The following is a 26,525-nucleotide window of genomic DNA, read 5'->3' on the forward strand; positions in this document are numbered from 1 at the left end:
GCCGGGGTACGCTCAGCTTGAATGGATCACACCCTAGCGCGTCTCAGAGTTCCAGGCGCAGCGACGCGCGCACCGTTCGCGGTGCGCCGGGATAGATCCACAAGGCGCTGTACGAACTGGCGGCGTACCGTTGATCGAGCAGGTTGTCGGCCTCCAGACGCACGCGCACGCCCTCGACAAGCGGGGCTTCGACGGCCGCTTTCACCTTTGCATAGGCCGGCAGCGATATCGGCGTCGCCGTCAGCGATCCCGCGCGATCACCGACATAAGCGGCGCCGCCGCTGAGCTGCCAGTCGCCCCGGCTGGTCGGGATCCGGTGCACGACCAGCAACGTGCCCGAATGCTCGGGCACGTTCAGGACCTCGGGCGTCGGGAACGCCGCGTCATCCGCCTTGGCATCGAGCCACGCATAATTGGCGACGATCTGCCAGCGCGTGCCGAGCCGGGCCGAGGCGTCGACCTCGATCCCGCGACTGACGATGCTCCCGACGGGGGCGAGGAAATTCGCGTCGACCGGATCGGTGGTCAGGATATCTTGCTTGCGGATGTCGAACCATGTCGCGGCAAGATCGACGCCGGGCAGCTTGGCGGCGACACCCACCTCGTAACCGCGCCCCTTTTCCGGACCGAAGCCGGCGCCAGTCCGATCGGTGCCGGTGTTCAGCGAGAAGTTCTCGCCCCAATTGGCGTGCACCGCGATCGCGTCCGTCACGCGGTAGCGGGCACCGACGCGAAAGGTCACGGGCTCGTCGATGTTGCGGCCGACCGCGCCGGTGTTGTTGTTGACGATCTTCTGTCGATACGGATCGATCCGCGCGCCGCCGACCAGTGTCAGCCGATCGGAAACGTCCCACATGTCCTGCACATAGAAGGTGCTCGCCCAGCGGATCTCGTCGTTGTTGGTGAACGGCCGCAATGGGGCTGCCTCCGATCCATAGACCGGATCGTACAGGTCGATCGCATAGGGCGCGCCGGCGGAGGGATTGATGCGCATCCATCGCTCGCCGTAAAGGAAGCGATAGCCCTTCACGCCGGCGCTGATCCGGTGCGCTCCGATCCGCCCGGCAAGCTCGAGCCGCGCCGACAGGTCGTCGACACTGAAGTCGCGCGACCGGCGCTGTCGCCACAACGCGCTGCCCACGATCCGCGACTGATCCGCGGACAGGCCCTTCAACGTTCCGGTGCGCCACACCGCGCCGCCGTTGAGCGTCCAGCCTCCTCCCAGCTCGGCCGATCCGGTAATCTGATGCTGGTCGTTGCGCGACCGGGTGAGACCGTTCGCGGGCTCGCCATAATAATTCGAGCGCGGCAAGGCGTTGGCGTCGCCGTCGACCGCCGGGATGCCGCGGTCGAAGGGCGTGTCGAACTGGCTGAACTCGCCGGTATAGGTGAGGCGGAATGCATCGCTCGGCTGCCAGGTCAGCGATGGCGAAACCACGCGGCGGCGGAGGGTGACGGTGTCGCGCCACCCGTCGCTGTCTTCACCCGCGACCACGATCCGCGCGGCCAGCGTATCGCTGAGCGGCCCGGTGGCCTCGAGTTCGACACGGCGCGTGTCGAACGAGCCATAGCTGAGCAAAGCAATCGCATGCGGGGTAAAGCGCGGAACCTTGGTCACGATGTTGACCCGCCCGCCCGGATCAACGTCCCCGAACAGGGCGCCCGCCGGCCCCTTGAGGACCTCGATCCGTTCGGTCGTGGCGGGATCGCGCGGCGGCGCCATCCCGCGGTTGGCGAGAAAGCCGTTCAGATAATATTCCGCGCCGCCGTCCGGCGTGCCGAGAAACCCCGCACCGCGAAGTTGTCGATGACGCCGCCCCGGTTGTTCTGCTGGCTGAAGCCGCTGACGAGTTCCAGCGCGTCGCTCAGCCGGTACGTTCCCGCCGCGTCGAGGATGTCGCGCTCGATCGAGCGACTGGATTGCGACATGCGTTCGGTGGCCCGATCCGAGGATGATGCGCGATCCACGTCCTCGCGGGTGCCCAGCACGACGATCTCGTCATCATCGTCTTGCGTCGACGGCTGCTGTGCCTCGGCGGCTAATGGCGCCAGGCCGAGCGCGAGCGTGCAGGAAACGGTGGACGCACACCGGCGCACGCGATGGACGATGAAGGACATTGCTACTCCGGATTGCGGCTCGCTCACGCCGCCACGTAGGTGATGATGCAACGTATCATACGGCGTGTTGGCGGGAGTGCAACCGCCTCCGACATTCGCCATTGAGGTTAACCAGTGCTAACTGGCTGATATGTTGAAGAGCGAAATCAATCCCCGCGTGTTCTGGGGCGCGTCCGCGATCATCGCCTTGTTGCTGGTCACGACGCTTGCGATGCCGGGCACCGCCGACGCCGCGTTCAAGGCGGCGCAGAGCTGGGCCATCGACACGTTCGGCTGGTTCTATATCTCCGCGGTCGCGGTATTCCTCGTCGTGGTGCTGACGCTCGGTTTCGGGCCGGCCGGCAAGCTGAAGCTCGGCCCTGACGATTCCGAACCCGACTTTCCCTATCTGTCGTGGCTCGCGATGCTGTTCGCGGCCGGCATGGGCATCGGGCTGATGTATTTCGCGGTCGCCGAGCCGATCCAGCATTATATCTCGCCCCCCGAGGCGCCGAGTGGCACGATCCTCGCCGCGCGCGAGGCGATGGCGATCACCTTTCATCATTATGGCGTCCACGCCTGGGCGATCTACGCGCTGGTCGGGCTGAGCCTCGCCTATTTCACGTATCGCAAGGACATGCCGCTGACGCTGCGATCCGGGCTGTCGCCGATCCTCGGCAAGAGGATCGACGGTCCGCTGGGCGACGCGATCGACATCTTCGCGGTGTGCGGCACGGTGTTCGGCGTCTCGACCTCGCTCGGCTTCGGCGTGTCGCAGATGACCGCGGGGCTGGCGTATGAATATGGCGTCGCCGACACGATCACGACCAAGATCGTAGTGATCGTGCTGGTGATGAGCGCGGCGACGCTGTCGGTGATAAGCGGCGCGGATCGCGGCATCCGCCGACTGTCCGAGCTGAACCTCGTGCTGGCCGTGCTGTTGATGTTGTTCGTGATGGCCGTCGGGCCGACGTTGTTCCTGCTGCGCGCGCTGGTACAGAATTTCGGCCTCTATCTCGATCACTTCGTGAAGCGGACCTTCACGCTCTATGCCTATGAACCGCGCGCGTGGATGGCGGACTGGACGCTGTTCTACTGGGCATGGTGGATCGCCTGGTCGCCGTTCGTGGGCATGTTCATCGCGCGCATCTCACGCGGGCGGACGATCCGCGAGTTCGTGACCGGCGTGCTGTTCGTCCCGACCGCCTTCACCTTCCTGTGGATGACCGTCTTCGGTAACACCGCGATCTCGCTCGATCTCGGCGTGGCGCACGGCGGGATCGCCAGTGCGGTACAGGCGAACCTGTCGACCGCCCTGTTCAAGTTCCTCGAATATCTGCCCGCCGCCAGCATCACATCGACGTTGGCGATCGCATTGGTCGCGATCTTCTTCGTGACCTCGGCGGATAGCGGTGCCCTGGTCATCGATACGCTGGCCTCGGGCGGCACCGAGGACACGCCGCGATGGCAGCGTATCTACTGGTGCGTGCTGCTCGGCGTGACCGCGACGCTGCTGCTGGTGGCGGGCGGGCTCGGCGCGTTGCAATCGGCGACGTTGCTTGCTGCATTGCCGTTCTGCTTCATCATGCTGTTGCTGGCGTTCGGGCTGATCCGGCAGACCAACGCCGATCTCGCGGGGGTGACGCTGCCGGGCGACGCGCCATCGGTGGGCGAACGGATCAAGCGCCTGCTGGTCCCCGCGCGGCGCGCCGACATCGTCGAACAGATCGCCGGGAACGGCGAAGCGGCACTGCAGTCCGTGCAGGATGCGATGGAGAAGGAGGGCTGGACCGCCAGCCGGCTGGAGACCGGCGAGGGATCGGTCGAACTCACCATCACCGCGGCGGACGGTAGGCCGTTCAGCTACCGGCTGACACCGCGCTCGCGCCCGCTCGCCGCCTACACCGCGCTCGAGGCATCCGAAGGTCGCCGCAGCCTGGCATGGATGCTGGCGGCGCAGACCAATGGCGAGCCCGGCTTTCGCGATCTGACCGGCTTCACCGTCGCGCAGATCACCAATGACGTACTGACCCAGCTCGAACGCTGGCGGCTGGCTGCACCGAAGGGCGAGCGCCCCGCCACTGCAGGCCCCACCACCGCGGGGCTGTAAACGCGCCCGGCGTTGTGCCATACCAACGCCGGGTGTTCGCAAGAGATTGATGCGGGCAGGTTCTCACGTTGGTCGGGCCGCCAACGCCGAACTCTTTCGCCTCTCCGCACAGCTACCGCCGGCAGCGATCATTCGGGTTGCCGCGACGTATTCGCATCGATCAGCGCATTGTCGATCAGCGTTTCCATCGCGCGCCGTGCGGCGTCGCCATCGCCCGCGACCAGCGCGCGGAACACGGCGTGGTGATCGGGCATCGGATCGCGCAATTGTTGGCGCTTGTCGCGCGAGAACCGCGTGGTCCATTCGACGGCGGCGGCGATCGAGTTGGATAGCGTCAGCAGCGGTTCGTTGCGCGTCGCATCCAGCACGGCGAGGTGGAACGCCTGGTCGGCGGCGCGCCCTTCCGCGGTCAGCAGGCCGTGCCGTTCCATCTCCTGCAGCGAATGCCCCATCCGCGCCAGCTGGCGCTCGTCGCGCCGCCGTGCCGCCAGCGCCGCGGCGGAGGGCTCGACGATGCGGCGCAGCTCGAAGATGCCGTCGATGAAGTCGCGGGTCGCGCCGCCCTCGAACATCCATCCCAGCACGTCGATGTCGAGCATGCTCCATTTCGCACGCTCATTCACCCGGGTCGCGCTCTTCAGCCGCTGCTGAACGAGCCCCTTGGCGGCGAGCACCTTCAACGCCTCGCGATAGGCACCGCGCGAAACGTTGTTCTCGGCGCTGAACCGTTCCTCGCTCACCAACGCGGTGCCGGGCGCGAGCTTCCCGGTCACGATGGCGACGCCGAGATCGTGCGCGATCCCGCCGCGAATGTCGTCTGGACGGGTGGAGGAATGCCGCGCGCTCATCGTCGCACCATGGTCGACCGCGCCGCAAGCCGTCAAGCACCGGTAGATTTCATGTAGTCGTACCAGAAACGAGAGCATCTGTGCGTAAAACCGGTTTATCCCGTATAGGCTTGCTAATCTAGTAGTACCAGATTACATGGAGGCATAAGCGGCGAGACCGCACATCAAGGGGAGAGGATCATGTCGGCATTGCGACTCCGGCGGGCGACCTGCGCGTCCGCCATCGGGCTGGTATTGGCGGCGATGTCGCCGGCACATGCCCAACAGGCGGATGCGACCGTCGGCATCGCCGCGACGCAGGAGCCGCAGCCGGGGCAGACCGGCGGACTGCCCGACCGCGCCGACGCCGGCACAGCCAGCACCGCAGCGGAGGACATCGTCATCACCGGCGTCCGTGCCAGCCTCTCGTCGGCGCAGTCGATCAAGCGCAATGCCAAGCAGATCGTCGACTCGGTCGTCGCCGAAGACATCGGCAAGCTGCCCGACAACAATGTCGTCGAGGCGCTGCAACGCGTGCCGGGGGTGCAGGTGTCGCCGCGCGCGCGTGGCGAGTCCGCCACCGTGCTGATCCGCGGATTGCCCGACGTCGTCACCGTGGTGAACGGTCGCAACATCTTCTCGACCACCGGGCGGTCGCTGTCGCTCGCAGACGTGCCCGCCGATCTCGTCGCCGGGGTCGACGTCTACAAGTCGCGCGCCGCGGACCAGATCGAGGGCGGGATTGCCGGCCTCATCAACGTCCGCACGCGCCGCCCGTTCGACTTCAAGGGCGCCGAAGTCGCGGTCGCCGCGCGGCAGGTATACAGCGAGCAACCCGACACGATCGATCCTTATGCCAGCCTGTTGCTCAGCAATCGCTGGTCGACCGGGATCGGCGAACTCGGCGCGCTGGTCAGCGTGTCCTTCCACCAGACCCGCTACCGGGACGAGACGATCTACGGCGGCGGCTTCTTCGGCTATAATCTCGACAACACGCGCGCGCCCTATACGCCGGGCATTCCGCTCGATCCGCGCGGGACCAGCGCGACGGAGCCGCGCGTGTTCCGGACCGACGTGATCGGCGCGATCGACCGTATCGGCAAGCGCGAACGCCCGGCGGTGAACGGCTCGCTGCAATGGCGGCCCGATCCGCGACTGACGATCACCGCCGATGGCTTGTTCTACGGCTTCCGCGATCGCGGGAACAGCAACCAGAATTTCACCTCGCTCGAAGGCAGACTGGCCGCACCGCTGACCTTCAAGGGCGATACCAAGCTGGTCGATCAGGTCAGCACGCTCGGCAGCCGCGTCGCGGTATTCGGAGCGGTCAACGACAATGTCGCGGATCGCTATCAGGGTGCGCTGTCCGCCGAATGGCTGGCCGACGGCTGGCGCGTCTATACCGAGGGATCGTACACGCGTTCGGTGGCGACCGACCGCGTCGCCTCGGTCGACGTCGACTTCATCGCACGCCAGACCAACGGCTTTTTCAACTTCGAGGGCAGTGGGACGCCGCGGTTCGAACTGCCATTCGACAACATCGCCGATCCGTCGCGCTATTTCCTGTCGCGGCTCAACACGCAGCGGACCGAGGGCAAGGGCGATGAACTGACCTTCCGCAGCGACATCGCCTATACCGATCCGATCGGTGTCTTCACGGAACTCGCCGCGGGCGCGCGCATCAATCGCCGCAACGCCGGATCGCAGGCGTTCAACCAGATCCTCAACTGCTCCGCGACCGGTGCCTTGCGTTGCTACACCGCGCGCGCGATCGACATTCCCGGCTTAATGACGACGACGCCCGGCGACTTTTACGAAGGCGTCCGCCCGTTCGTTCGGCAATGGGCGTCGCCATCGACGCAGGGTGTGCTCGATAACATCGGGCTGCTACGCCAGCGCTTCGGCGCCGGGCCGGTCGATCCGGCGTTCCAGCAGACGCTGGGCTTCGATATCGTCGAGAAGAGCTATGCCGGCTATGTCCAGGCCAGCTTCGAGGTCGGGCAGCTCGACGGGCAGATGGGCGTGCGCGTCGTAAAGAACGATATCACCTCAAACGCCTCGCGCGCGTTGCGCGGAATCGTCACGCCGATCACGATCAGCAGCGACGGCGTCGATGTGCTGCCCAGCATCAGCGCGCGCTACAAGCTGCGCGACAATCTGTTCCTGCGCGCTTCGGCCAGCAGCACGATCACGCGCCCCAGCTTCGCGCAGCTCAACCCCGCGCTGACGCTCACCCCGCCGGTGCCGGGCCAGCAACCGTTCGGGCGCGGCACCAGCGGCAATGCCGAACTCAAGCCGGTCCGCTCGACCAACTTCGATCTCGCCGCCGAATGGTATATCGACCGTTCCAGCTCGATCACCGCCACGCTGTTCCGCCGCTCGGTGACCGGATTCATCCAGTCGGTGACCAGCAACGTCCAGATCGACTATCTCGGCGCGGATAACGGCACGTATCAGGTCGTCAGCCCGCAAAACTCCGGATCGGGCAAGCTGACCGGAATCGAGGGCGGCTTCACCTATTTCCCGCGCTTCCTCGATGGCTTCGGCATCAGCGCGAACGGGACGTACATCGACGGGGTCAACCGGGCCTTCTCGCCTTTGCCGGGCCGCACCGGTTTCATCGAGATGCCGTTCGAGAACGTGTCGAAATTCTCCGCGACCGCGACGCTGATCTACGAGAAGAACGGGCTGTCGACCCGCGCCTCCTACGTCTGGCGTGACTCGTACAATGCCGGGCTGCATTTCACCGGGGTCAATCCCAACGGGATCACCAACGGGTCGATCAACAATCTCGACATTTCGATCGCCTATGATCTGAACCCGAAGTTCACTGTCGTCTTCGATGCGATGAACATCCTGCGCGACCTGTACCAGACCTCGTTCACCGATCCCGCGCTCTATCCGCGTGACACCGTGCTGTATTCGCGCATGTTCGCGGTCGGCATCCGCGCGCGCCTGTAACCGACCAGAAAAAGAGAGGATCCTCGATGCGTCCCTATTGTCATCTGCTCGCCCCGTTATTGCTGGCCGGAACGCTGTTCGCCCCCGCCGACGCGCAGGGCGCCGCTGCCCCCCGCCCGGTGCGGATCACGGTCGACACCGCACGGACCGAGGGCAAGCTGCCCCGCATCTGGCGGTTCTTCGGCGCGGACGAGCCGAATTATGCGACGATGAAGGACGGCACGAAGCTGATCGCCGAACTCGGCAAGCTGAAGCGCGGCGACATCTATTTCCGCGCGCACAATCTGCTCAACACCGGTGACGGCACCGCTGCGTTCAAATGGGGCAGCACCGACATCTATAACGAGACGCCCGACGGCAAGCCGATCTACAATTGGACCAACGTCGACCGGATCATCGACACCTATCGCGCGGCGGGTATCCACCCGTACCTGCAGATCGGGTTCATGCCGGAGGCGATGTCCTCCGCCCCCGCCGGCACGCCCTATCGCCACGATTGGCGGCCGGGGTTCGACTATAAGCGGATCATGTCGGGCTGGGCCTATCCGCCCAAGGACTATGACAAGTGGCGCGAGCTGGTCTTCCAATGGACCAGGCACAATGTCGAACGCTACGGCCGTGCCGAGGTCGAGCGCTGGTATTTCGAGATCTGGAACGAGGCGAACGGCTGGTACTGGAAGGCCAGCCACGACGAATTCTACAAGATGCACGATTATGCGGTCGACGGCATCCGGCGCGCGCTGCCGACCGCACGCGTCGGCGGCCCGGATGCGGCGGGCGCGGGCGGCGCGTTCATGGACGGCTTCCTGAAGCACGTCACCTCCGGCCGGAACTACGCCACCGGGCAGGTCGGCACGCCCACCGACTTTCTCGCGTTTCACGCCAAGGGCCGCCCGACCTTCGTCGACGGCCATGTCCGAATGGGGATCGCGCAACAGCTCAAGGAGGCGAACGACGGCTTCACCAAGACGCTGTCGATCCCGGCGCTCGCGACAAAGCCGGTGGTGATCGGCGAAAGCGATCCGGAGGGGTGCGCCGCCTGTCCGGGGCCGGCGAACGCCTATCGCAACGGCACGATGTATTCGAGCTACACCGCCGCCAGCTTCGCGCGGATGTGGGAGCTGGCGGCGCGCCGCAAGGTCAATCTCGACGGTGCGCTGACCTGGGCGTTCGAGTTCGAGGACCAGCCATGGTTCGCCGGCTATCGGCAATTGTCGTCGAACGGCGTCGACCTGCCGGTGCTCAACGTCTTCCGCCTGTTCGCGCAGCTCGGCGACGATCGGCTGGCCGCGACCAGCGACGCGCAACTGCCGCTAGATACCGTGATGAGCGAGGGCGTGCGCGGCGCCGCCGACGTCGGGACGATCGCGACCCGCACCGCCGACGGCAAGGTCGCGGTGCTCGTCTGGCACTATCACGACGACGACGTTCCCGGCGCAAGTGCTGCGGTGACGCTGGCGTTCGGTGGATTGAAGGGGCGTCCGGCGCGCGCGACGCTCTGGCGGGTCGATGGCGACAATGCCAATGCGTTTACCGCGTGGAAGAAGATGGGCTCGCCGATCGCGCCCGACGACGCGCAATATCTGCAACTCGAAAAGGCATCGATGATGCAACCGCAGCCGCTCGTGCTGACCGGCGGGAAGGGCGGCACCGCCACCACGACGCTCGACGTCCCGCGGCAGGGGATCGCGCTGGTCGTGATCGATGCCAAGTAGCACGCCGACGCCCCGGACGGCGGCGCGCGGCGGCTGGGGCATCGCCTTCGTCGTCGCGGTCGCGATTGCGATCAGCTATCTCGACCGCCAAACGCTGCCCTGGGCGATCGCCAGCATCCAGCGTGACATACCGATCGGCAACCAGACCAAGGCGCTGCTCGATTCGGCGTTCCTCGCCACCTACGGCCTCATGTATCTCGGCGGCGGCTGGCTGCTCGACCGGATCGGGACGCGCCGCGGGTTCGTCGCAATCATGGCCTTCTGGTCGCTCGCCTGCGCCAGCCACGGCCTGGCCGGCGGGGTCGCGGCGCTGATCGTCAGCCGCCTGTTGCTCGGCATGGGCGAGGGCGGCGGCTTTCCGGCGGCGACGCGCGCGGTGGCGGAGCGGTTCGCGCCGGAACGGCGCGCCACCGCGCTGGGGATCATCAACGCCGGCACCTCGGTCGGCGCGGTGATCGCGCCGCCGCTGATCGCGCTGCTGCTCACGCACGCCGACTGGCTGGGGCTGGCGAGCTGGCGCTGGGTATTCTTCGTCACCGGCGCGTTCGGGCTGGCCTGGGCGCTGTGGTGGGCGATCGTCTACCGCGATCCACCGGCGGCCGTGGTGGTGAGCGAGGTCGCGGCGCCCCGCCTGCGCGACCTGCTGGCGCGGCGCGAGGTGCTGGGCGTCGTCGGCGCCAAGTTCCTCAGCGACGGCGCCTGGTATTTCTACCTCTTCTGGCTGCCGAAGTATCTGTTCGACGCCCATGCGTTCGACCTGAAACAGGCCGCGACGATCGGCTGGATTCCCTATGCCGCGGCGGGTGTCGGCAGTGTCGCGGCGGGCGGTTTGTCGAGCCGGCTGCTGGCGCGCGGTCTCTCGGTGAACGCCGCGCGCAAGATCGCGCTCGGCGCCTGCGCCGCCTGTATGCCATGGGTGATGCTGGTGCCCGCCGCACCGTCGATCGGCTGGGTGATCGCGCTCTTCAGCCTCGCCTTTTTCGGGCAGCAGGGCTGGTCGACGCTGGTGATGACGCTGCCGACCGACCTGATCCCGCGCGCGGCGCTCGGCCGCGTTGCCGGGCTGGTCGGGATGGGCGGGGCGTTCGGCGGGATCGTTATGGGGCAGGCGGCGGGCTGGGCGCTCGACCACGGCTTTGGCTACGCGCCCGTCCTCGCCACCGCCGCCTCGCTCCACCTTATCGCCTTCGCCCTCATCTGCCTCGCCGTGCCGCGCATCGTGCGGCTCGATTTCAGTTCCGATTCCAGGAGAGTTTTGTCGTGAAGATCACCGAAGTCCGCACCCGCGTCGTGCAATGGAAGGGGCAGACGCAGGCGCTGCCGCCGCATTTCTGCACCAACCCGATGGACGCCGTCTCACCGATGCTGTCCCCCGACACCATGGGCAGCTTCACCTTCCACGGCTGGCTGATCGTCGAGGTCTTCACCGACAAGGGGCTGGTCGGCATCGGCAATGCCGCGCTGGCGCCGATGCTCGCCAAGCAGTTGATCGACGCGCATCTCGCCCCGCTGCTGATCGGTCATGACCCATGGGATACGGAATTCCTGTGGCAGCACATGTACCGTAAGACGATGGCCTTCGGACGCAAGGGCCTGGTGATGGCCGCGATCTCCGCGATCGACATCGCGCTCTGGGATCTGATGGGCAAGGACGCCCGCCAGCCGTGCTTCCGCCTGATGGGCGGTCGCACGCGCCCGCGGATCCCGGTCTATGCCAGCCGTCTCTATTCGATCCCGCTCGACCAATTGGCAGCGGAGGCCACGCGCTACAAGGCGCAAGGGTTCAAGGCGATGAAGCTGCGCTTCGGCTGGGGCCCCGACGATGGCGCCGCGGGCATGGCGCGCAACGTCGAACTGGTGCGCACCGTGCGCGACGCGGTCGGTGACGAGATCGACGTGATGGCCGATGCCTATATGGGCTGGAGCCTCGATTATGCGAAGCGGATGATGCGGTTGATCGAGCCGTTCAACCTGCGCTGGCTGGAGGAGGCGATCATCCCCGACGATCTCCACGGCTATCACGAGCTGCGCCGCTTCGGCTCCACGCCGATCGCGGCGGGCGAGCACGAATTCACCAGCTACGGTTTCCGCCAGCTGATCGAGGCGCGGGCGCTCGACTATATCCAGTTCGACACCAACCGCGTCGGCGGGTTGACCGCTGCGCGCAAGATCCAGGCACTGGCCGAGGCGCATGGCATCCCGGTCGTCCCGCACGCCGGACAGATGCACAATTACCATGTCGTCATGGCCAGCCTGAATTCGCCGATCGCCGAATATTTTCCCAAGGTCGACGTGGAGGTCGGCAACGAATTGTTCTGGTATGTTTTCAAGGGCGAACCGGTCGCCGAGGACGGCTATGTCTCGCTCAGCGACGACGTGCCCGGTCTGGGGCTGGAAATCGACGAGGCTGCGCTGGCCAATTTCGAGGTGACGCAATGACGGAACGCACGATCGCCTTTCTCGGGCTTGGGATCATGGGCGCGGGGATGGCGCACCGGCTGATCGCGGCAGGGTTCGATGTGGTGGTGTGGAACCGCTCCCCGGACAAGGCCGCGCCGCTCGCCGCCGCCGGTGCACGCGTCGCCGCCACCCCCGCCGCTGCCGCGCAGGGCGCTGGCGTGGTCGTGGCGATGCTCGCCGACGACGTCGCCTCGCGCAGCGCGTGGCTGGGTGCGGACGGCGCGCTGGCCGCGATGGCGCCCGGCACCGTCGCGATCGAGTCGAGCACGTTGACCGTCGAATGGGTCCGCACGCTCGAGGCCGAGGCCGCTGCGGCGGGCGTCCGGCTGCTCGACGCGCCGGTCAGCGGTAGCCGTCAGCAGGCCGAGGAGGAAGCCTCCGCTTCCTGGTCGGCGGCGACGCCGACGCGCTGGCACAGGCGCGCGCCGCATTGGGCGCGATGGGCAGCGAGATCGTCCACCTCGGCCCCTCGGGAAGCGGCGCGGTGTTCAAGCTCATCAACAACTTCCTCTGCGGCGTGCAGGTCGCCAGCCTCGCCGAGGCGGTGGTGATGATCGAGCGCAGCGGAATGGACGCCGCGCGCATCGTGCCACTGCTGATCGCGGGCGCGCCCGGCAGCCCGATCGCGAAGCTCATCGCGCCCCGTATGCTCGATCGTGACTACGACCCGCGCTTCTTCCTGCCGTTGATGGCAAAGGACCTCGGCTATGCTCAGGCCGCCTTCGCCGAGCAGTCCATCGATCTGCCAAGCGCCGCGGCCGCACGCGCGCGGTTCGAAGCGGCGGCGGCAGACCACGCCGTCGACGACATGTCGGCGGTCGTCGAGGGCGTCCGCAAAGGCTGATTGCTTTACCGGTGACGGCGGGCGCCAGAATGTGGGCCGCCGGAGCCGAAGCGTCCCCCGGCGAAGGCCGGGGCCCAGCTGGGGGACGCTAGAGTGCGATGACTCAACGTCGAACCGAAACCGTCATTGCGAGCGCAGCGAAGCAATCCAGGGCGTCCTGGTTCGGCTCTGCATTGCTTCGCTGCGCTCGCAATGACGAGCGTGGGTCGGCTCAAAGTCATCCTGGTCTAGTGGTGCACGTGGCGCTTTATCTCTCAATCCTTCCCAACCGAGCCCCGGCCTCAGCCGGGATACGAAGACGGATGGCTCAAGCCAGCTAGATCAAACTCCGGTTCGCCGGCACCCGCATCCCCCGCGCCTTCGCCTTCCTCAGATTCCGTTGCTATTTTCCCACCGCGACGGTGCTATTTTCGGCTGCGTTCGTGCACCGTCCGTGCCGGGATCGGCACCGTGGCGCACTCCGAATTCAACCTACGCTTCACGTTTGTCCTACTAACGCCCAACCAAACGAACCTCCTAAGACGCCGCTTCAATCAGCCTCTCCCCTTAGGGGAGGGGCTGAAGTAGGGAGTCGCAGACCAAAACCTCGTAATCCCGCTCAAAAACCCCGCACTTTCCCAAGGAAAATGGTGACGTTACCGTGCCCGGCCCGGTGATGCGCAAAAGTCACGCTCGCTGACTTAGATCACTGCGGTGCACTGGTCCGACAAGATATGGCTTGCGAGCCAACATCACCTTGGATATTTGCTTGTCCGAGTAATGGGCGATCAACGCTCATGCCGAACTGCAACTTAGAAGGGGGAGTCCTGTGGCACTCAAGCCTGTTGTTTTCGCTTCTGTTTCCGCTCTGGCGCTGCTCGCGGCGACGCCCGGTTACGCGCAGGCCAACCCCGAACAGCCCGGGCAGGCGGGTAGTCCGACAGATCAGGCGGGCACTGGTCCCGGCGGCACTGTCGCTGGCGACGACCAGGCCGAACAGGATATCGTCGTCACCGGCGTGCGCGCGTCGATCGTCGGTGCCCTCAACCGCCGCCGCAACTCGACGCAGATCGTCGACTCGATCGTCGCGGAAGATGTCGGCAAACTGCCCGACAACAACGTCGTCGAGGCATTGCAGCGCGTTACCGGCATTCAGGTCACCGACCGCGGCCAAGGCGAAGCGGCGGGGATCGCGATCCGCGGCCTGCCCGACGCGCTGACGACGCTCAACGGCCGCAACATCTTTACCGCGTCCGGACAGGCGTTTGCGCTTCAGGACGTATCGGCGAACCTCGTGAAGCGTGTCGACGTGTTCAAGACGCGCGCCGCCGATCAGATCGAGACCGGCCTTGCCGGGCAGGTTGACGTCGTCACGCGTCGTCCGTTCGATTTCAACGGCTTCGCCATCTCCGCGCTGGCGCGCGGGATCTACGATCAGGAAGCCGACAAGATCAATCCGAACGGCGCGCTGCTCATCAGCGATCGTTGGGAAACCGGCATCGGCGACATCGGCGTGCTGGTCAACGGCAGCTACACGCGCTCGAAGTTCCGCACGATGTCGACGACGGCGGGCGCCTTCGTGCCGTTCGCCACGCTCACGCCGCCCGCGGGAACGTGCCTGGATCCTTTCCAGCGTATCTTCCCGGCACCGGTCAACCCGACCACGGGTGAGTTCATCAACACCTGTGGGCTGGGCAATTGGAAGGCCGGGAACGAGACCGGGCTGCCGACCGCAACCGGATCGACGCTGCCGGTCAATGGGATCGCGACGCCTTACTGGCTGTCGCGCGACGCGGTTTTCTCTTCTGATCTGTATGGCTTGCGTGAACGCCCATCCGCGAACATCGCGGTGCAATGGGCGCCCAACAGCAGCTCGGTCTACACCGCCGAAGCCTATTACGCTGGGTTCCGCGGCGAAACGTTCAACAGCCTGCAATTCAGTTTCGTCGATTACTGGAAATCGCCACAGAACCCGACGCTCTACGACGGAACCAACATCGTTAAATCCCGTGTCGCCAACGACGTCTACGGCTTCAACAGCGGCGACTATAACCGCGCGAAGACCGACAGCTTCGTCTATGCCTTGAACGGCAAATGGGATCTGGGGGGACGCGGCAACATCGTCGCCGATGCCGCCTATCAAACCAGCAAGACCCAGTCCGACTTCTTCGCGCAGCGTGTCGAACGCACTGCCCAGCAGATCGTCGTCGACTTCAACGCTGGCGGCGGGCTGCCGTCCTACCACTTCAACGATGACAAACTGCTGACTGATCCCGCGCAGTGGAATGTCGCCCAATTGTATGACAATTCCAACCGCGATACCGGCAGCGCATTCACCGCCACGCTCGACGGCAACTACACCTGGGACTCCGGCTTCGTCCGCCAGATCAAGGCAGGATTCCGCTTCGACGATCGACGCGCGTCCAGCTTCGTGCGCACCGCCGACGCTGCGCCGCTCAACCGCTCGTTGGCCAGCTTCCCGACCGAGGCGACCTTCACCAACAGCGACTTCTACCAGGGTCGCGCCGACGTACCGACCAGCTGGGTGCTGCCGAACGGCTATTACAATTATCGAAATCGCGATACGATTCGCGGGCTTTACGGCCTACCGACCTCGAGCCAGCTGAAGACGACCGAGGTGTTCAGCGTCGACGAGAAGACGTTGGCGGCATACCTTCAGGCGGATGGCGAACTCTCGATCTTCGGGCGTCCGCTGAAGCTCCAGGCCGGCGTTCGTTACGTGGCGGTGGATACCGACGCGATCTTCCGCGATCGCTTCAACAACGGCGCGATCTCGCGGTCGTCGCCGGGGTCGGATCGCTTCCTGCCCAGCTTCACCGCCCGCTACGAATTGACCGACAATTTCCGCGTCCGCTTCAACTACGGCGAGACGCTCCGCCGCCCCGACTTCAGCGCCATCAACCCGAACTTCTCGCTGACGGGTGATCTGACCGGGGTCGGATACGGCACCGGCGGCGCTGGCACCGCGACGCTGCAGCCAACCACATCCAAGAACTACGACGTTGCGGTCGAATGGTATTTCGATCGCAACAGCGCGATCACGGTCACCGGTTTCCGACGCGAAATCAGTGGCCTGGTGGTGCCAGTCAGCCAGCTGGAATTCATTCCCAACAACGGCATCGTCGCGGGCAAGACCGACAATTTCGTCATCAGCCGCCCGGCGAACGCGTCGGACGGCGTGCTCAAGGGACTAGAAGTCGGGCTCACCTACTTCCCGACCTATCTGCCTTCGGTTCTCGATGGCTTGGGTTTCCAGGGCAGCCTGACCCTGCTGGATTCAACGCAGAACGTGCCCGAGTTCAACCTGGCCGGGCAGCAGACCGGCGAGCTGCGCTCCGGCTTCTTCGGCGTGTCGGATTTGTCGTACAATGCCACGCTCGCCTACGACAACGGCCCGATCGGCGCACGCCTCTCCTACGTCTGGCGCAAGGCATGGCAGGTTCGGTACGAGGCCCGGTTGTTCGCTAACCCCTTGGGCGTCTGGCGCCGGCCGGAGGGCAGCCTCGACTTCCAGCTGACCGCCAAACTGACCGACCGCCTCGGTCTGACCTTCGACGCGGTCAATCTGCTCCGACTAAAGCAGCAGGAGTATTACAAGTTCGGCGATGCCGGCGACGAAAACCGCTACAACCTCGGCTCCGTCCTGGTGCCCAGGACGTTCGCGGTTGGCGTGCGATATAGCTTCAACTGACCTCGGGACAAGGGCGGACCCATCGGTTCGCCCGCTCGTGCATCGATGGAAAAGGAACACCGCTCATGAAGCGTACCCTTTCGCTTGCCTTGTTGCTGCTCGCGTCCGGCTGCGGCTCCGATGGAGGAACGCCCTCGGCATCGCCGGCACCGAGCGGGGCGGCGCCGACGCCGACGCCAAGCCCCACGCCGTCGCCAACTCCGAGCCCTTCGCCGACCCCGAGCCCGTCACCGACCACGGCATCGCTTGCGCTGACCGGCAACGTCAGCCCTGTCCACGATCCCGCCATCCTGAAGGACGGCGACACCTATTATCTTTTCACCACCGGCAATGCGGGTGACGCAGAGGGCTTGTTAGGGCTACGGACCTCGACCGATCTCCGCAATTGGACGCTGCGTGGCGGGAGTTATCGCTCGCTGCCGGCCTGGGCCACGACCGCGGTGCCCGGCGCGACCGGCATGTGGGCTCCCGACATTTCCAAGGTGAACGGCCAGTATCGATTGTATTATTCGATTTCGACCTTCGGGCGGAACCAGTCGGCGATCGGCCTGGCGACCGCGACGTCGATCGACCCCGCTGCACCCGCCGCGAATTGGCAAGACCAGGGCCCGGTCATTCAGTCGCAGACCAGCGACGACTTCAACGCGATTGATCCCATGGCCTTCACCGATGGCGATGGTCGCGCATGGCTGGCGTTCGGCAGCTACTGGACGGGGATCAAGCTAATCCGCATCGATCCCGCCACCGGGCTGCGGCTGGCCGGGGACGCCGCGCCGCGCGCGCTGGCGCAGCGCCCTTCGCCAGGTGCGATCGAGGCGCCTTATGTCGTCCGGCACGGCAATTATTATTACCTCTTCGTGTCGTTCGATGCCTGCTGCCAAGGCGCGGCGAGCACGTACAACACCGTGGTCGGACGCTCTGCCGCACCCGACGGGCCGTACGTCGACCGCGACGGACGCGCGATGCTCCAAGGCGGCGGCACGCTCGTGCTGGCAAGCGGGCAGGGCACCGGCAGCCGCTTCGTCGGGCGCGGGCACGTGGCGATCCTCAGCCAGTCGGACGGCGACTATATCGTCTATCACGCCTATGACACGCAGCGGAACGGCGCACCGACGCTGCAGATTCAGCCGATCGTCTGGGATGCGAACGGCTGGCCGGCCGTTCAGTAATGGTCGAAAAGGCGGAACGCTGGTTGCTTCAGCGAGCAGGCACGAAGCGTCACTCGGTTCTTACGGCCGGGATAGAGGTAGGCGAACGAGCACTCTCAGGCCTGAGCCGTGTTCATTGAAGCCCAGGTCCAGCGTGCCGCCGTACAGCCCGGCAATATCTCGTGAGACCGTCAGCCCCAATCCTGTTCCGGGCTTCGTCTCGTCGAGCCGCACCCCCACGCCGAGGACACGATCCCGAGCCTCGGGAGGTATCCCGGGACCGTCATCGGCGATGACGATCTCGATCCACGCAGCGTCGATCGAAGCGGTGATCCTGACGGTGTCGTGCGCCCACTTGCAGGCATTGTCGATCAGGTTCGAGAGGATTTCGGACAAGTCGCCGGGGTCACACGGAACCGCGATCCGCAACGGCACATCGTTGACGATCGTTACGTCGCGCCCTGCATGCAGCCGCCGCATCGCCTCGACGATCTCCGCAGTGAACGTCGCGAGGTCGGCGACGATGCCGGTGCCGCGCCCGCCGGCCGCCGCAGCGCGCTTCATCTGATAGTCGATCTGGCGCTGCATCCGTTCGCACTGGTCGAGGATGAATTGCGCCGCTTCCGTCTGACCGGACTGCGCGAGCTGTTCCGCTTCACTCGTCACCAGCGCGAGCGGGGTGCGGAGATTGTGGCCGAGGTTGCCCGCCTCCACCCGTGCCCTCGCGACCAGCACCGCCTGAGCCTCGATCAGTTCGTTCAGCCGACCGACGATGCCGGCGAACTCACTTGGCACGGCGTCAGGAAGACGGTCGCGTTCGCCGCGGCGGAGGTCGTCGATCCAACCGGCGAGGCGCTGGGTGGGGCGCAGACCGTAGCGGACCTGCAGCGCCGCACCGACGAGCATCAGTGCGGCGAAGGCGCCGAGCGATACGGCGAGGTCGCTGGCGAAGGCGCGCAGTTCGGCGTCGAGCACGCTTCCGGAAGCGGTGATCGAGAAGAGCAGCCCGCCCGGGCCGGGACGATCGATGCGCAGAAGCCGTTCGTGATGATCGCGGGTCCACGTCGGTACGTCGGGAGCTTCGTTGCGTGAGGTGACGAGGTGGTGGCCAGCCAGTGAGGCGGAGGTGAGCATCGGCTTCCCACCACGTTCCACCTGCCAGTAGAAACCGGAGCGGGGATCCTGAAAGCGCGGGTCGGAGAGGGGGCGATCCAGCACCGGGTGCCCGTCACGGCCGGGTTCGGTGAGGCTCGTCAATTCGTCGAGATGGTTGGTCAGGTCGCTGACGAACGTGTGGGTGACGTGCCGGCCATAGAGCCCACTGATGACGAAGCCCGCCACCAACGTCCCCAGTCCCACCCACAGCAACGAGGCAACGGCGAAGCGGAAGCGGAGGCTGTGGGTGCGCGGACTCACGGTAGCAGCCGGTAGCCGAAGCCGCGCACCGTCGCGATGCGGTCGCGGCCGATCTTTCGGCGCAGACGTCCGATCAGCACCTCCACGGTATTGGGATCGCGCTCCGCCTCCAGCGCGTAGAGCCGGTCGAGGATCGCATCGCGCGAGAGCGTGCGGCCTGGCTCCAGCAGGAAGGCGCGGAGTAGACGGAATTCGTTGCGCGTCAGCTCGATCGGCGCGCCGTCCAGCCACGCCTCGCGCGTGCCGGTGTCGAGCGCCAGCGCGCCATCCGCCAGCCGCGCGACGTGATGTCCTGCCGCTCGCCGCGCCAGCGCGTGAAGGCGGGCGATCAGCTCTTCCGCTCGCACCGGCTTGACGAGGAAATCGTCGGCTCCTGCGTTGAGGCCCTCCACCTTCTCCTCCCAGCTGCCGCGCGCGGTGAGGATCAATATCGGAACTGCCACGCCGCGCCGTCGCAGCAGCCGCACCAGATCGAGCCCCCCATTCCGGGCAAGCCGAGATCGACGATGAGCGCATTAAAGCCGTCTTCGACGAAGCCCGCCGCGTCCTCCGCACTCGCCAACCATTCGCCGGTGATCCCGGCGCGCGTCAGGCTGGCGATCGTACGCCGCGCCAGTTCCGCCTCGTCTTCGACCATCAGGATGCGCATTGCTGTCAAGTGACAGCATTTTGGCAGGTTCGCCAGCTAGAGAAGCGGGCGTGACCAAGACGCACCTTCCGCTGTCGCTGCTGATCGCAGGGCTGATCGCCGGCTGTTCGGGCGGCGAGGCGCCGGGGCCGGCCCCCACGCCTACGCCCACGACGTCGCTCGGTACGATGGGGTTGAGCGCCAAGCAGATCGCGCGGCTCGACATCAAGTTCGCCAAGGCCGAGGCCGCCACGGAGGTTCCGGTCGCCGAAGTGCCCGCGACGATCGCTCCACCGCCCAACGCGCGCGTCGCGGTAGCGGCGATGATCCCCGGAGTGGTGACGCGCACGATGGTCGTCGAAGGTCAACAGGTTCGCGCCGGACAACCGCTAGCGGTCGTCGTCAGCCGCGACGTGCTGACGATGCAGGCAGGAAGGGAACAGGCGTCCGCGCGAGCGAACGTGTCGCGGCTCAACGCCCGTCGGCTCGATCAACTCGCGCGCGAGGGCGTGATTGCCGGAAGCCGGGCGGACGAAGCCGCGGCGTCGCGGCGCGAAGCCGAGGCGGAACTGGGCGAACAGCGCCGCACGTTGGCGCTGATCAACGCCGGGCGTAGCGGCGGCAACTACACGCTGACCGCGCCGATCGCGGGCACGATCACCAAGGCGAGCGTGCAGACCGGGATGCCGGTCGACGGCGCAAGCGCACCCTATGTGATCGACGCCACGGGCCGCTACGAACTCACCGCGCAGCTGCCCGAGCGGCTGATCGGCACGATCAAGCCGGGGATGACGGTGATGCTGGACGGCGTGGCCGGAACCGTCACCAGCGTCGGCGCGACGGTCGAGCCGGAGACGCGCTCCGCAATGTTGCGCGCGAAGATCCCCGCTGCGCCGGGCCTCGTTGCCGGCCGCGCCACGACCGCCACGTTGCTGAAGCCAGCCGATGGCGTGGCGGTCGCGGTGCCGAGCGCCGCAGTCGTCATCATTGAGGGTCGAACGGTCGTGTTCGTGCGCACTCCCAAGGGCGTCGTGCGCCGCGCCGTTACCAGCGCGGGCGGGGCGGGCGGCCGCACGGTCCTCACCGCGGGCGTGAAGGCCGGGGAACAGGTCGCTGTCTCCGGGACGAGCGAGCTCAAGGCCCTCGCGGCAAACTGAGGGCAGACGGATGCTTCGTGCCCTTGCCGCCTGGTCGCTCTCCTATCGCCTGCTCGTGCTGGCGCTGTCGATCGTGACGGCGGCGCTGGGGGCATGGGCCTTTGCCACGCTGCCGGTCGATGCCTATCCCGACATCGCGCAGACGCAGGTCAAGATCATCCTCAAGGCGCCCGGCATGACGCCCGAGGAAGTCGAGACGCGGATCATCGCACCGATCGAGCTGGAGATGCTCGGCTTGCCGCGCCAGTCCGTGCTCCGCTCGACCGCGAAATATGCGATCGCCGACGTCACGATCGACTTCGACGAAGGCACCGACATCTATTGGGCGCGTCAGCAGGTGACCGAGCGGCTGGCGGGCGTGATGAAGGACATGCCGGAGAGTGTGTCGGGTGGCCTCGCGCCGATCTCCACGCCGCTCTCGGAAGTGTTCATGTTCACCATCGAGGGGTCGCTGACGCTCGCCGAGAAGCGCGAGTTGCTCGACTGGACGATCCGACCTGCGCTGCGCACGGTGCCCGGCGTCGCGGACGTCAACGTGCTGGGCGGCCATGTGCGCACCTATGAGGTGCGCCCCGATCCGGTACGCATGGCCGCCGCGGGCCTGACGATCGAGGCGGTCGCCGACGCGGTGGAGCGTGGAAATCGTAACGATGGCGCAGGGCGCCTGTCGCGCGGCGACGAGGCACTGATCGTCCGCGCAGTCGGCGCGATCCGCGACGCGGACGATCTGCGGCAAATGGTGGTCGTGGCACGGAACGACCGGATCGTGCGACTGGGTGACATCGCTACGGTCGGTGCGGGCAGCCAGACGCGCTACGGCGGGCTCACGCGCAACGGCCGTGAGTCGGTCGAGGGTCTCGTCCTCGCGCTGCGCGGCGCAGATGCGCGCAAGGTGGTGGAGGGCGTCGAGGCGCGGCTTGAGGAGTTGAAGCCGGGCCTCCCCAAAGGCGCGACGATCGACGTCTTCTACAACCGTTCGGACCTGATCGAACATGCCGTGGGCACAGTGCAGGAGGCGCTGATCGAGGCGATCGTGCTGGTGGTGATCCTGCTCGTCATCTTCCTTGGCGATTGGCGCGCGGCGGCGATCGTCGCGACCACGCTGCCGATGGCGGCGCTCATCACCTTCCTCGCGATGCGCTACATGGGCATGTCGGCGAACCTCATGAGCCTTGGCGGGTTGGCGATCGCGATCGGGATGCTGGTCGATGGCGCCGTCGTGGTGGTGGAGAATGTCGTCGATCGGCTCGCACATGCCAAGGACGAGGGTGTGCCACGGTTGAACGTGGTATTTCGCGCCACCGCCGAGGTGGTAGTACCCGTGTCCGCCGGGCTGCTGATCATCGCGCTCGTCTTCGTGCCGCTCTTGTCGCTGCAGGGACTGGAAGGGAAGCTCTTCGCGCCGGTCGCCCTAACGATCATGTTCTCGCTCGCCGCGGCGCTGTTGCTCGCGCTGACGCTCGTCCCGGTGCTCGCTTCCTACGGGCTGAAAGCGGGGCAGCATCGCGAGCCGTGGATCATGCGGATGCTCGCGCCACGCTACCACCGGCTATTGGCCGGCGCGTTCGCACGCAAGCCGCTGGTCTATGGCGTGGCGGCCGCGGGGCTGGTGCTGGCGGTGCTGGCTTACGGCGCGGTCGGCAAGACGTTCATGCCGACGATGGACGAGGGCGCGGTGGTGATGCAGACCACCAAGCTGCCCTCGATCGGCCTTACCCGCACCCTCGCGCTGGACGGCAAGGTCGAGGAGGCGATCATCGCCGCGGTGCCCGAGGTTGAGCGGATTGTCGCGCGCAACGGCGTCGACGAGATCGGGCTCGACGCGATGGGGCTCAACGAGACCGATATGTTCATGGCGCTGAAACCGCGCGCGGCGTGGCGTGGCACGAAGCAGGATATCGTCGACGGCATCCGCAAGGTGATGGAGGGGATGCCGGGGATCGAGCCGGTATTCACGCAACCGATCGAGATGCGTGTCTCCGAGATGCTCACAGGTTCGCGTGGCGATCTGGCGATCAAGATCTTCGGCCCCGATCTGGCGACGCTTTCGTCGCTGGCGGGGCAGATCGAGGGCACGTTGCGCGGCGTGCGCGGGGCATCAGAGGTGGTGACGGCGGCGAATGCGACCGTCGATTATCTCCAGCTCGATGTCGATCGCGCGGCGGCAGGCCGGTTCGGCATGCCGGTCGACAGCTTCGAGGATATGCTGCGCGCGCAGGTCGAGGGTCTTCCCGCGGGCACCGTGATCGAGGCGCAGAAGCGTATCCCGGTGCTCATCAAGGGCGACGATGCCGTGCGCGAGGATCCGGCGCGCTTCCGCGACCTGCAAATGGTGACCCCCGGTGGCACGGTCGCCCGCGTCAGCGATCTCGCGCGCGTCACCGAAACGCAGGGGCCGGTGATGCTGAGCCACGAGAGCGGCGGGCGCTATGCCTTGGTGCAAGCATTCGTGTCGGGGCGCGATCTCGTCGGTTTCGTCGAAGAGGCCAAGGCCAAGGTCGAAACGCAGGTGAAGTTGCCGGACGGCTACCGCATCGTGTGGGGCGGGCAGTTCGAGAACCAGCAGCGGGCCGCGGGGCGATTGATGTTGGTGATCCCGATCGCGCTGTTGATGATCTTCTTCGTGCTGTTCGCGACGCTCAAATCGATGCGCGGGGCGCTGCTGATCCTCGCCAATATCCCCTTTGCGGCGGTCGGCGGGATCGTGTCGTTGTGGATCTCGGGGGATTTCCTGTCGGTGCCGGCGTCGGTCGGGTTCATCGCCCTGCTCGGCATCGCGGTGCTCAATGGGCTGGTGCTGGTAAGCTACTTCCGGCAGCTGCGTGCGGAGGGCGTGTCACTCGCCGATGCGGTGCGGCTGGGGGCGGAGCGGCGATTGCGGCCGGTGCTGATGACCGCGTCAATCACCGCCTTCGGGCTGGTGCCGTTGCTGTTCGCGACCGGGCCGGGATCGGAGATCCAGAAGCCGCTGGCGATCGTCGTGATCGGGGGGCTGGTATCGTCGACGTTGCTGACCCTGGTGCTGCTGCCGTTGCTTTACGAGCGGTTCGGCGAGAGCAAGGCGGAACGCATGGCATGAGCATCGTGCTGTTGCGTTTTGCCGGTGCGGCAAGCGATGCCGAACCGATCGTCGAGGCGCTGCGCGCCTTATCGACCGCCCCGATCCATCTCCGCGACGAAATCGTCCGAGGACTGGATTTCGCTGATGCCGGGACGGCCGAGCGCGTGACGGGCGCGCTGCGCCGCGTCGCGATCGAACTGGCGGTAGTTGAAGAAGACGTACCGGCGCTGGTCGCCGCGGTAGAGGCGTCACGCCGGCGGCTTCCCGTGCGCTGGATGACGCTGCCGGTTCACGACATGGGGCGATTGGCATGAAGCGCGCGCTACTTATTCTGGCGCTCGCGACGCCGCTGCCGGTGCTCGCGCAGGAGCTGCCCCCCGCGGACGAGGTGCGCGCTGCCCTGGAAGCCTATCCTGCGGTCATGGCCGCCGATGCGCGCGTCGATGCCGCGCGCGGTGCCGGCGATGCACTCCGCGCCGGGCCGCATGAGGTGACCCTGCAGGGCACGCTCTCCAATCGCCGGGTGGACCTGGAAGGCCGCGACTATCGGGAATATGATGCCACGCTCAGCCGTGCGGTGCGCCTGCCCGGAAAGGCGTCGCTCGACCGCAAGGCGGCCGGACTCGGGGTCGAGGTGGCGATCAATCGTGCCGAGGATGCGCGGCATCAGGCGGCGCTCGCCTTGGCGGAGCTGTGGTATCGCTGGCTCGGTGCGAGCGCAGGGCACCGCAATGCACTGGCGACACAAGGGAATTTAGAGCAGGCCGCGCGTGCGATCGACCGCCGCGTGGCGCTCCGCGACGCGGCGGTGCTCGACGCGGATCAGGCCGCCGCTGCGGTCGCCTCAGCCGCTTTGAGGGTGGGTGAGGCCGCCGCCACGCGCGACCGCGCGCGGGCGGAGCTGGCGGCGACCTTACCCGAACTCGCGCTGCCGAGTGAAGCGCCCGATCTCGCGGTGGCCGAGACGTACGAAGCCGCGCTGGCGTCGCTCGCCGCGGATGCGGTGACCAAGAGCCACGATATCACCGCAGCCGACCGCAATTCGGATCGCGAGGGCGCGCTCGCCCGCCGCGCGAAGCTCGATCGCCTGCCCGATCCGACGCTTGGCCTGCGCAGCTTTCAGGAGCGCGGCGGGCAGGAGAAGGGCGTCGGTGTGTTCCTGTCGCTGCCGTTCGGCGGCGGCTATCGCCGCGGACTGGCGGCCGAAGCAGCCGGTACCGCCCGCGCCGCGACCTTCGAGGCCGCGAACGTGCGCCGCGAGGTGGAGGCGCATTCCGCCGGTGACCTGGCCGAAACCCGCACCCGGCTCGCCGCCTGGCGCGCCGCCCGCGCCGCGGTCGCCCGCTCGGATGCTGCCGCGACGAAGACGGCGCGTGGGCAGGACCTCGGCGTGGTCGATCTCGCCGATCGCCTCTACGCCGACCGCCTGGCCTATGAAGCACGCGCGGCGGAAATCGACGCCCGCACCGCCGCCGCGCTTGCGGTGACGAAGATGCGCATCGATGCCCACGCCCTGTGGATCAAGTGACGCGACTGAAGCAGCTTCCGCGCCCAAAGCTTCTATTGTGGTTCGGAAGCCGGTGACGGTGCGGGCTCGGACGGGTCGTTGCCTGCCGGCGTCGTGATTACTGGCGGCGGAACGACCACAACAGGAATGTTGACGGGTTGCGCGATCGGTGGCGAAGCCGGGCGGTAAAACGTTCGCCAGGCGTCGAATTCACGATAAAATTCCACGAACGGTCGATCAAGCCGTAGCAAAGCTGCTCGGGCAAAGGTCGGCAGATCACCGTCCGCCACCTGACCGACTTGTGCCACCTCCACGCGGGCGGCCGCGCAGAAGCCCGCACGCATCGCTGGCTGCGCGTAGAAGTTGTAGATACGCGTCTGATCGTCGTCGTAGACGCGCTGCCAGTCTATCCAGCCGGGCTCTTGCCATTCGCGAACATAGGCCTGGTAGTAGCGGTCGATCGTGGCCGCGTGCCCCTTTATCCAGGCGTTGTAAGCATCGACGATCCCGCCGCCTTCCAGGTCGCAGCCGAGCGCCGCGACGTTCAACGCGTTGCGCAGATGCCAGACTGCGGCTTGGTCCGTATTGTTCAGGTTTGGCGTGAAATAGGCACCGTCCTCGAGCTTTGCTGGTATCTTCATGCCGACATAGCCGCCCGCCGGCATTGGAGGGAGCGGGGGCGTGACGGTCACGATGGGGAGTGGCGGCTGCACGGGAATGGGCGGCGTAGCGCAGCCCGACATGGTGAGAGCAAGTCCGCCGAATAGTCCCCAGCCAATTTTCACGCGCATTGTCATGGTTCGCCCAGATACATCATCGCTACGCTCTTAGCCCGTAGCAGATGATTGCCAAAAGAATGGCAAGCATTGCCGTTCCCCGCTTCCTCTCGGAGGGTAGGAGACC

The 26,525-nt window shown here is 66.4% G+C and carries 18 protein-coding genes and 1 pseudogene; 13 read left to right on the forward strand and 6 right to left on the reverse strand.

What is annotated here, in order from left to right; genetic code table 11:
* Nucleotides 1-43 precede the first annotated feature (43 nt).
* Nucleotides 44-2,220 (reverse strand): annotated as a pseudogene (locus tag QP166_RS04205) (TonB-dependent siderophore receptor).
* A 28-nt stretch (nt 2,221-2,248) separates the two neighbouring features.
* On the opposite strand from QP166_RS04205, the gene QP166_RS04215 reads away from it, so the two are divergent.
* Nucleotides 2,249-4,207, forward strand: coding sequence for a BCCT family transporter (locus QP166_RS04215; RefSeq protein WP_333914779.1), 1,959 nt, complete (start codon nt 2,249-2,251; stop codon nt 4,205-4,207).
* 128 nt (nt 4,208-4,335) lie between these two features.
* Here QP166_RS04215 and QP166_RS04220 read toward each other — a convergent pair whose 3' ends face one another.
* A complete protein-coding gene (locus QP166_RS04220; RefSeq protein WP_333914780.1) occupies nt 4,336-5,055 on the reverse strand; it encodes a FadR/GntR family transcriptional regulator in 720 nt (239 codons plus the stop codon).
* Between the two features lie 180 nt (nt 5,056-5,235).
* Between QP166_RS04220 and QP166_RS04225 the strand changes: the two genes are divergently transcribed.
* The 8 genes from QP166_RS04225 to QP166_RS04260 all read left to right on the forward strand — a co-directional run bounded on the left by QP166_RS04225 (nt 5,236) and on the right by QP166_RS04260 (nt 17,874).
* Nucleotides 5,236-7,995, forward strand: coding sequence for a TonB-dependent receptor (locus tag QP166_RS04225; RefSeq protein WP_333914781.1), 2,760 nt, complete (start codon nt 5,236-5,238; stop codon nt 7,993-7,995).
* A 26-nt stretch (nt 7,996-8,021) separates the two neighbouring features.
* The gene (locus QP166_RS04230; protein WP_333914782.1) at nt 8,022-9,710 is read left to right on the forward strand and encodes a GH39 family glycosyl hydrolase; all 1,689 of its coding nucleotides are present in this window, start codon (nt 8,022-8,024) and stop codon (nt 9,708-9,710) included.
* Nucleotides 9,700-10,974, forward strand: coding sequence for an MFS transporter (locus QP166_RS04235; RefSeq protein ID WP_333914783.1), 1,275 nt, complete (start codon nt 9,700-9,702; stop codon nt 10,972-10,974). Before QP166_RS04230 ends, QP166_RS04235 begins: the two co-directional genes overlap by 11 nt.
* Complete coding sequence (locus QP166_RS04240; RefSeq protein WP_333914784.1) at nt 10,971-12,149, forward strand: L-rhamnonate dehydratase; 1,179 nt, start codon at nt 10,971-10,973, stop codon at nt 12,147-12,149. Before QP166_RS04235 ends, QP166_RS04240 begins: the two co-directional genes overlap by 4 nt.
* Nucleotides 12,146-12,721, forward strand: coding sequence for an NAD(P)-binding domain-containing protein (locus QP166_RS04245; protein WP_333914785.1), 576 nt, complete (start codon nt 12,146-12,148; stop codon nt 12,719-12,721). Before QP166_RS04240 ends, QP166_RS04245 begins: the two co-directional genes overlap by 4 nt.
* Nucleotides 12,610-13,014, forward strand: coding sequence for an NAD-binding protein (locus QP166_RS04250; protein WP_333914786.1), 405 nt, complete (start codon nt 12,610-12,612; stop codon nt 13,012-13,014). The genes QP166_RS04245 and QP166_RS04250 overlap by 112 nt, the downstream gene beginning before the upstream one ends.
* An 808-nt stretch (nt 13,015-13,822) precedes the next feature.
* The gene (locus tag QP166_RS04255; RefSeq protein ID WP_333914787.1) at nt 13,823-16,705 is read left to right on the forward strand and encodes a TonB-dependent receptor; all 2,883 of its coding nucleotides are present in this window, start codon (nt 13,823-13,825) and stop codon (nt 16,703-16,705) included.
* 65 nt (nt 16,706-16,770) lie between these two features.
* Nucleotides 16,771-17,874, forward strand: a complete 1,104-nt coding sequence (locus tag QP166_RS04260; protein WP_333914788.1) for an arabinan endo-1,5-alpha-L-arabinosidase — start codon at nt 16,771-16,773, stop codon at nt 17,872-17,874.
* 60 nt (nt 17,875-17,934) lie between these two features.
* Here the strand turns inward: QP166_RS04260 and QP166_RS04265 are convergent, their stop codons facing one another.
* The 3 genes from QP166_RS04265 to QP166_RS04275 form a co-directional block, all read right to left on the reverse strand.
* Entirely contained in the window at nt 17,935-19,194 is a 1,260-nt protein-coding gene (locus tag QP166_RS04265) for a sensor histidine kinase (protein ID WP_333914789.1), read from the reverse strand.
* Between the two features lie 71 nt (nt 19,195-19,265).
* The gene (locus QP166_RS04270) at nt 19,266-19,712 is read right to left on the reverse strand and encodes a response regulator transcription factor (RefSeq protein ID WP_333914790.1); all 447 of its coding nucleotides are present in this window, start codon (nt 19,710-19,712) and stop codon (nt 19,266-19,268) included.
* Nucleotides 19,694-19,906 (reverse strand): hypothetical protein, encoded by a 213-nt coding sequence (locus tag QP166_RS04275; RefSeq protein WP_333914791.1) that lies wholly within the window; start codon nt 19,904-19,906, stop codon nt 19,694-19,696. Before QP166_RS04275 ends, QP166_RS04270 begins: the two co-directional genes overlap by 19 nt.
* A gap of 62 nt (nt 19,907-19,968) precedes the next feature.
* Here QP166_RS04275 and QP166_RS04280 point away from each other — a divergent pair, with 62 nt between their 5' ends.
* The 4 genes from QP166_RS04280 to QP166_RS04295 are packed head-to-tail and all read left to right on the forward strand — an operon-like array spanning nt 19,969 to nt 25,643.
* Nucleotides 19,969-21,054 (forward strand): efflux RND transporter periplasmic adaptor subunit, encoded by a 1,086-nt coding sequence (locus QP166_RS04280; RefSeq protein ID WP_333914792.1) that lies wholly within the window; start codon nt 19,969-19,971, stop codon nt 21,052-21,054.
* Nucleotides 21,055-21,064: 10 nt separating this feature from the next.
* Nucleotides 21,065-24,133, forward strand: coding sequence for an efflux RND transporter permease subunit (locus tag QP166_RS04285; protein WP_333914793.1), 3,069 nt, complete (start codon nt 21,065-21,067; stop codon nt 24,131-24,133).
* Nucleotides 24,130-24,429: a DUF3240 family protein gene (locus QP166_RS04290; protein WP_333914794.1), complete on the forward strand. Its 300-nt coding sequence runs from the start codon at nt 24,130-24,132 to the stop codon at nt 24,427-24,429. Before QP166_RS04285 ends, QP166_RS04290 begins: the two co-directional genes overlap by 4 nt.
* Nucleotides 24,426-25,643, forward strand: coding sequence for a TolC family protein (locus tag QP166_RS04295; protein ID WP_333914795.1), 1,218 nt, complete (start codon nt 24,426-24,428; stop codon nt 25,641-25,643). Before QP166_RS04290 ends, QP166_RS04295 begins: the two co-directional genes overlap by 4 nt.
* A gap of 32 nt (nt 25,644-25,675) precedes the next feature.
* On the opposite strand, the gene QP166_RS04300 is transcribed toward QP166_RS04295, so the two are convergent.
* Nucleotides 25,676-26,413, reverse strand: a complete 738-nt coding sequence (locus tag QP166_RS04300) for a hypothetical protein (protein ID WP_333914796.1) — start codon at nt 26,411-26,413, stop codon at nt 25,676-25,678.
* Nucleotides 26,414-26,525 lie beyond the last annotated feature (112 nt).

The organism is Sphingomonas sp. LR60 (genome assembly GCF_036855935.1).
GTDB lineage: Bacteria > Pseudomonadota > Alphaproteobacteria > Sphingomonadales > Sphingomonadaceae > Sphingomonas.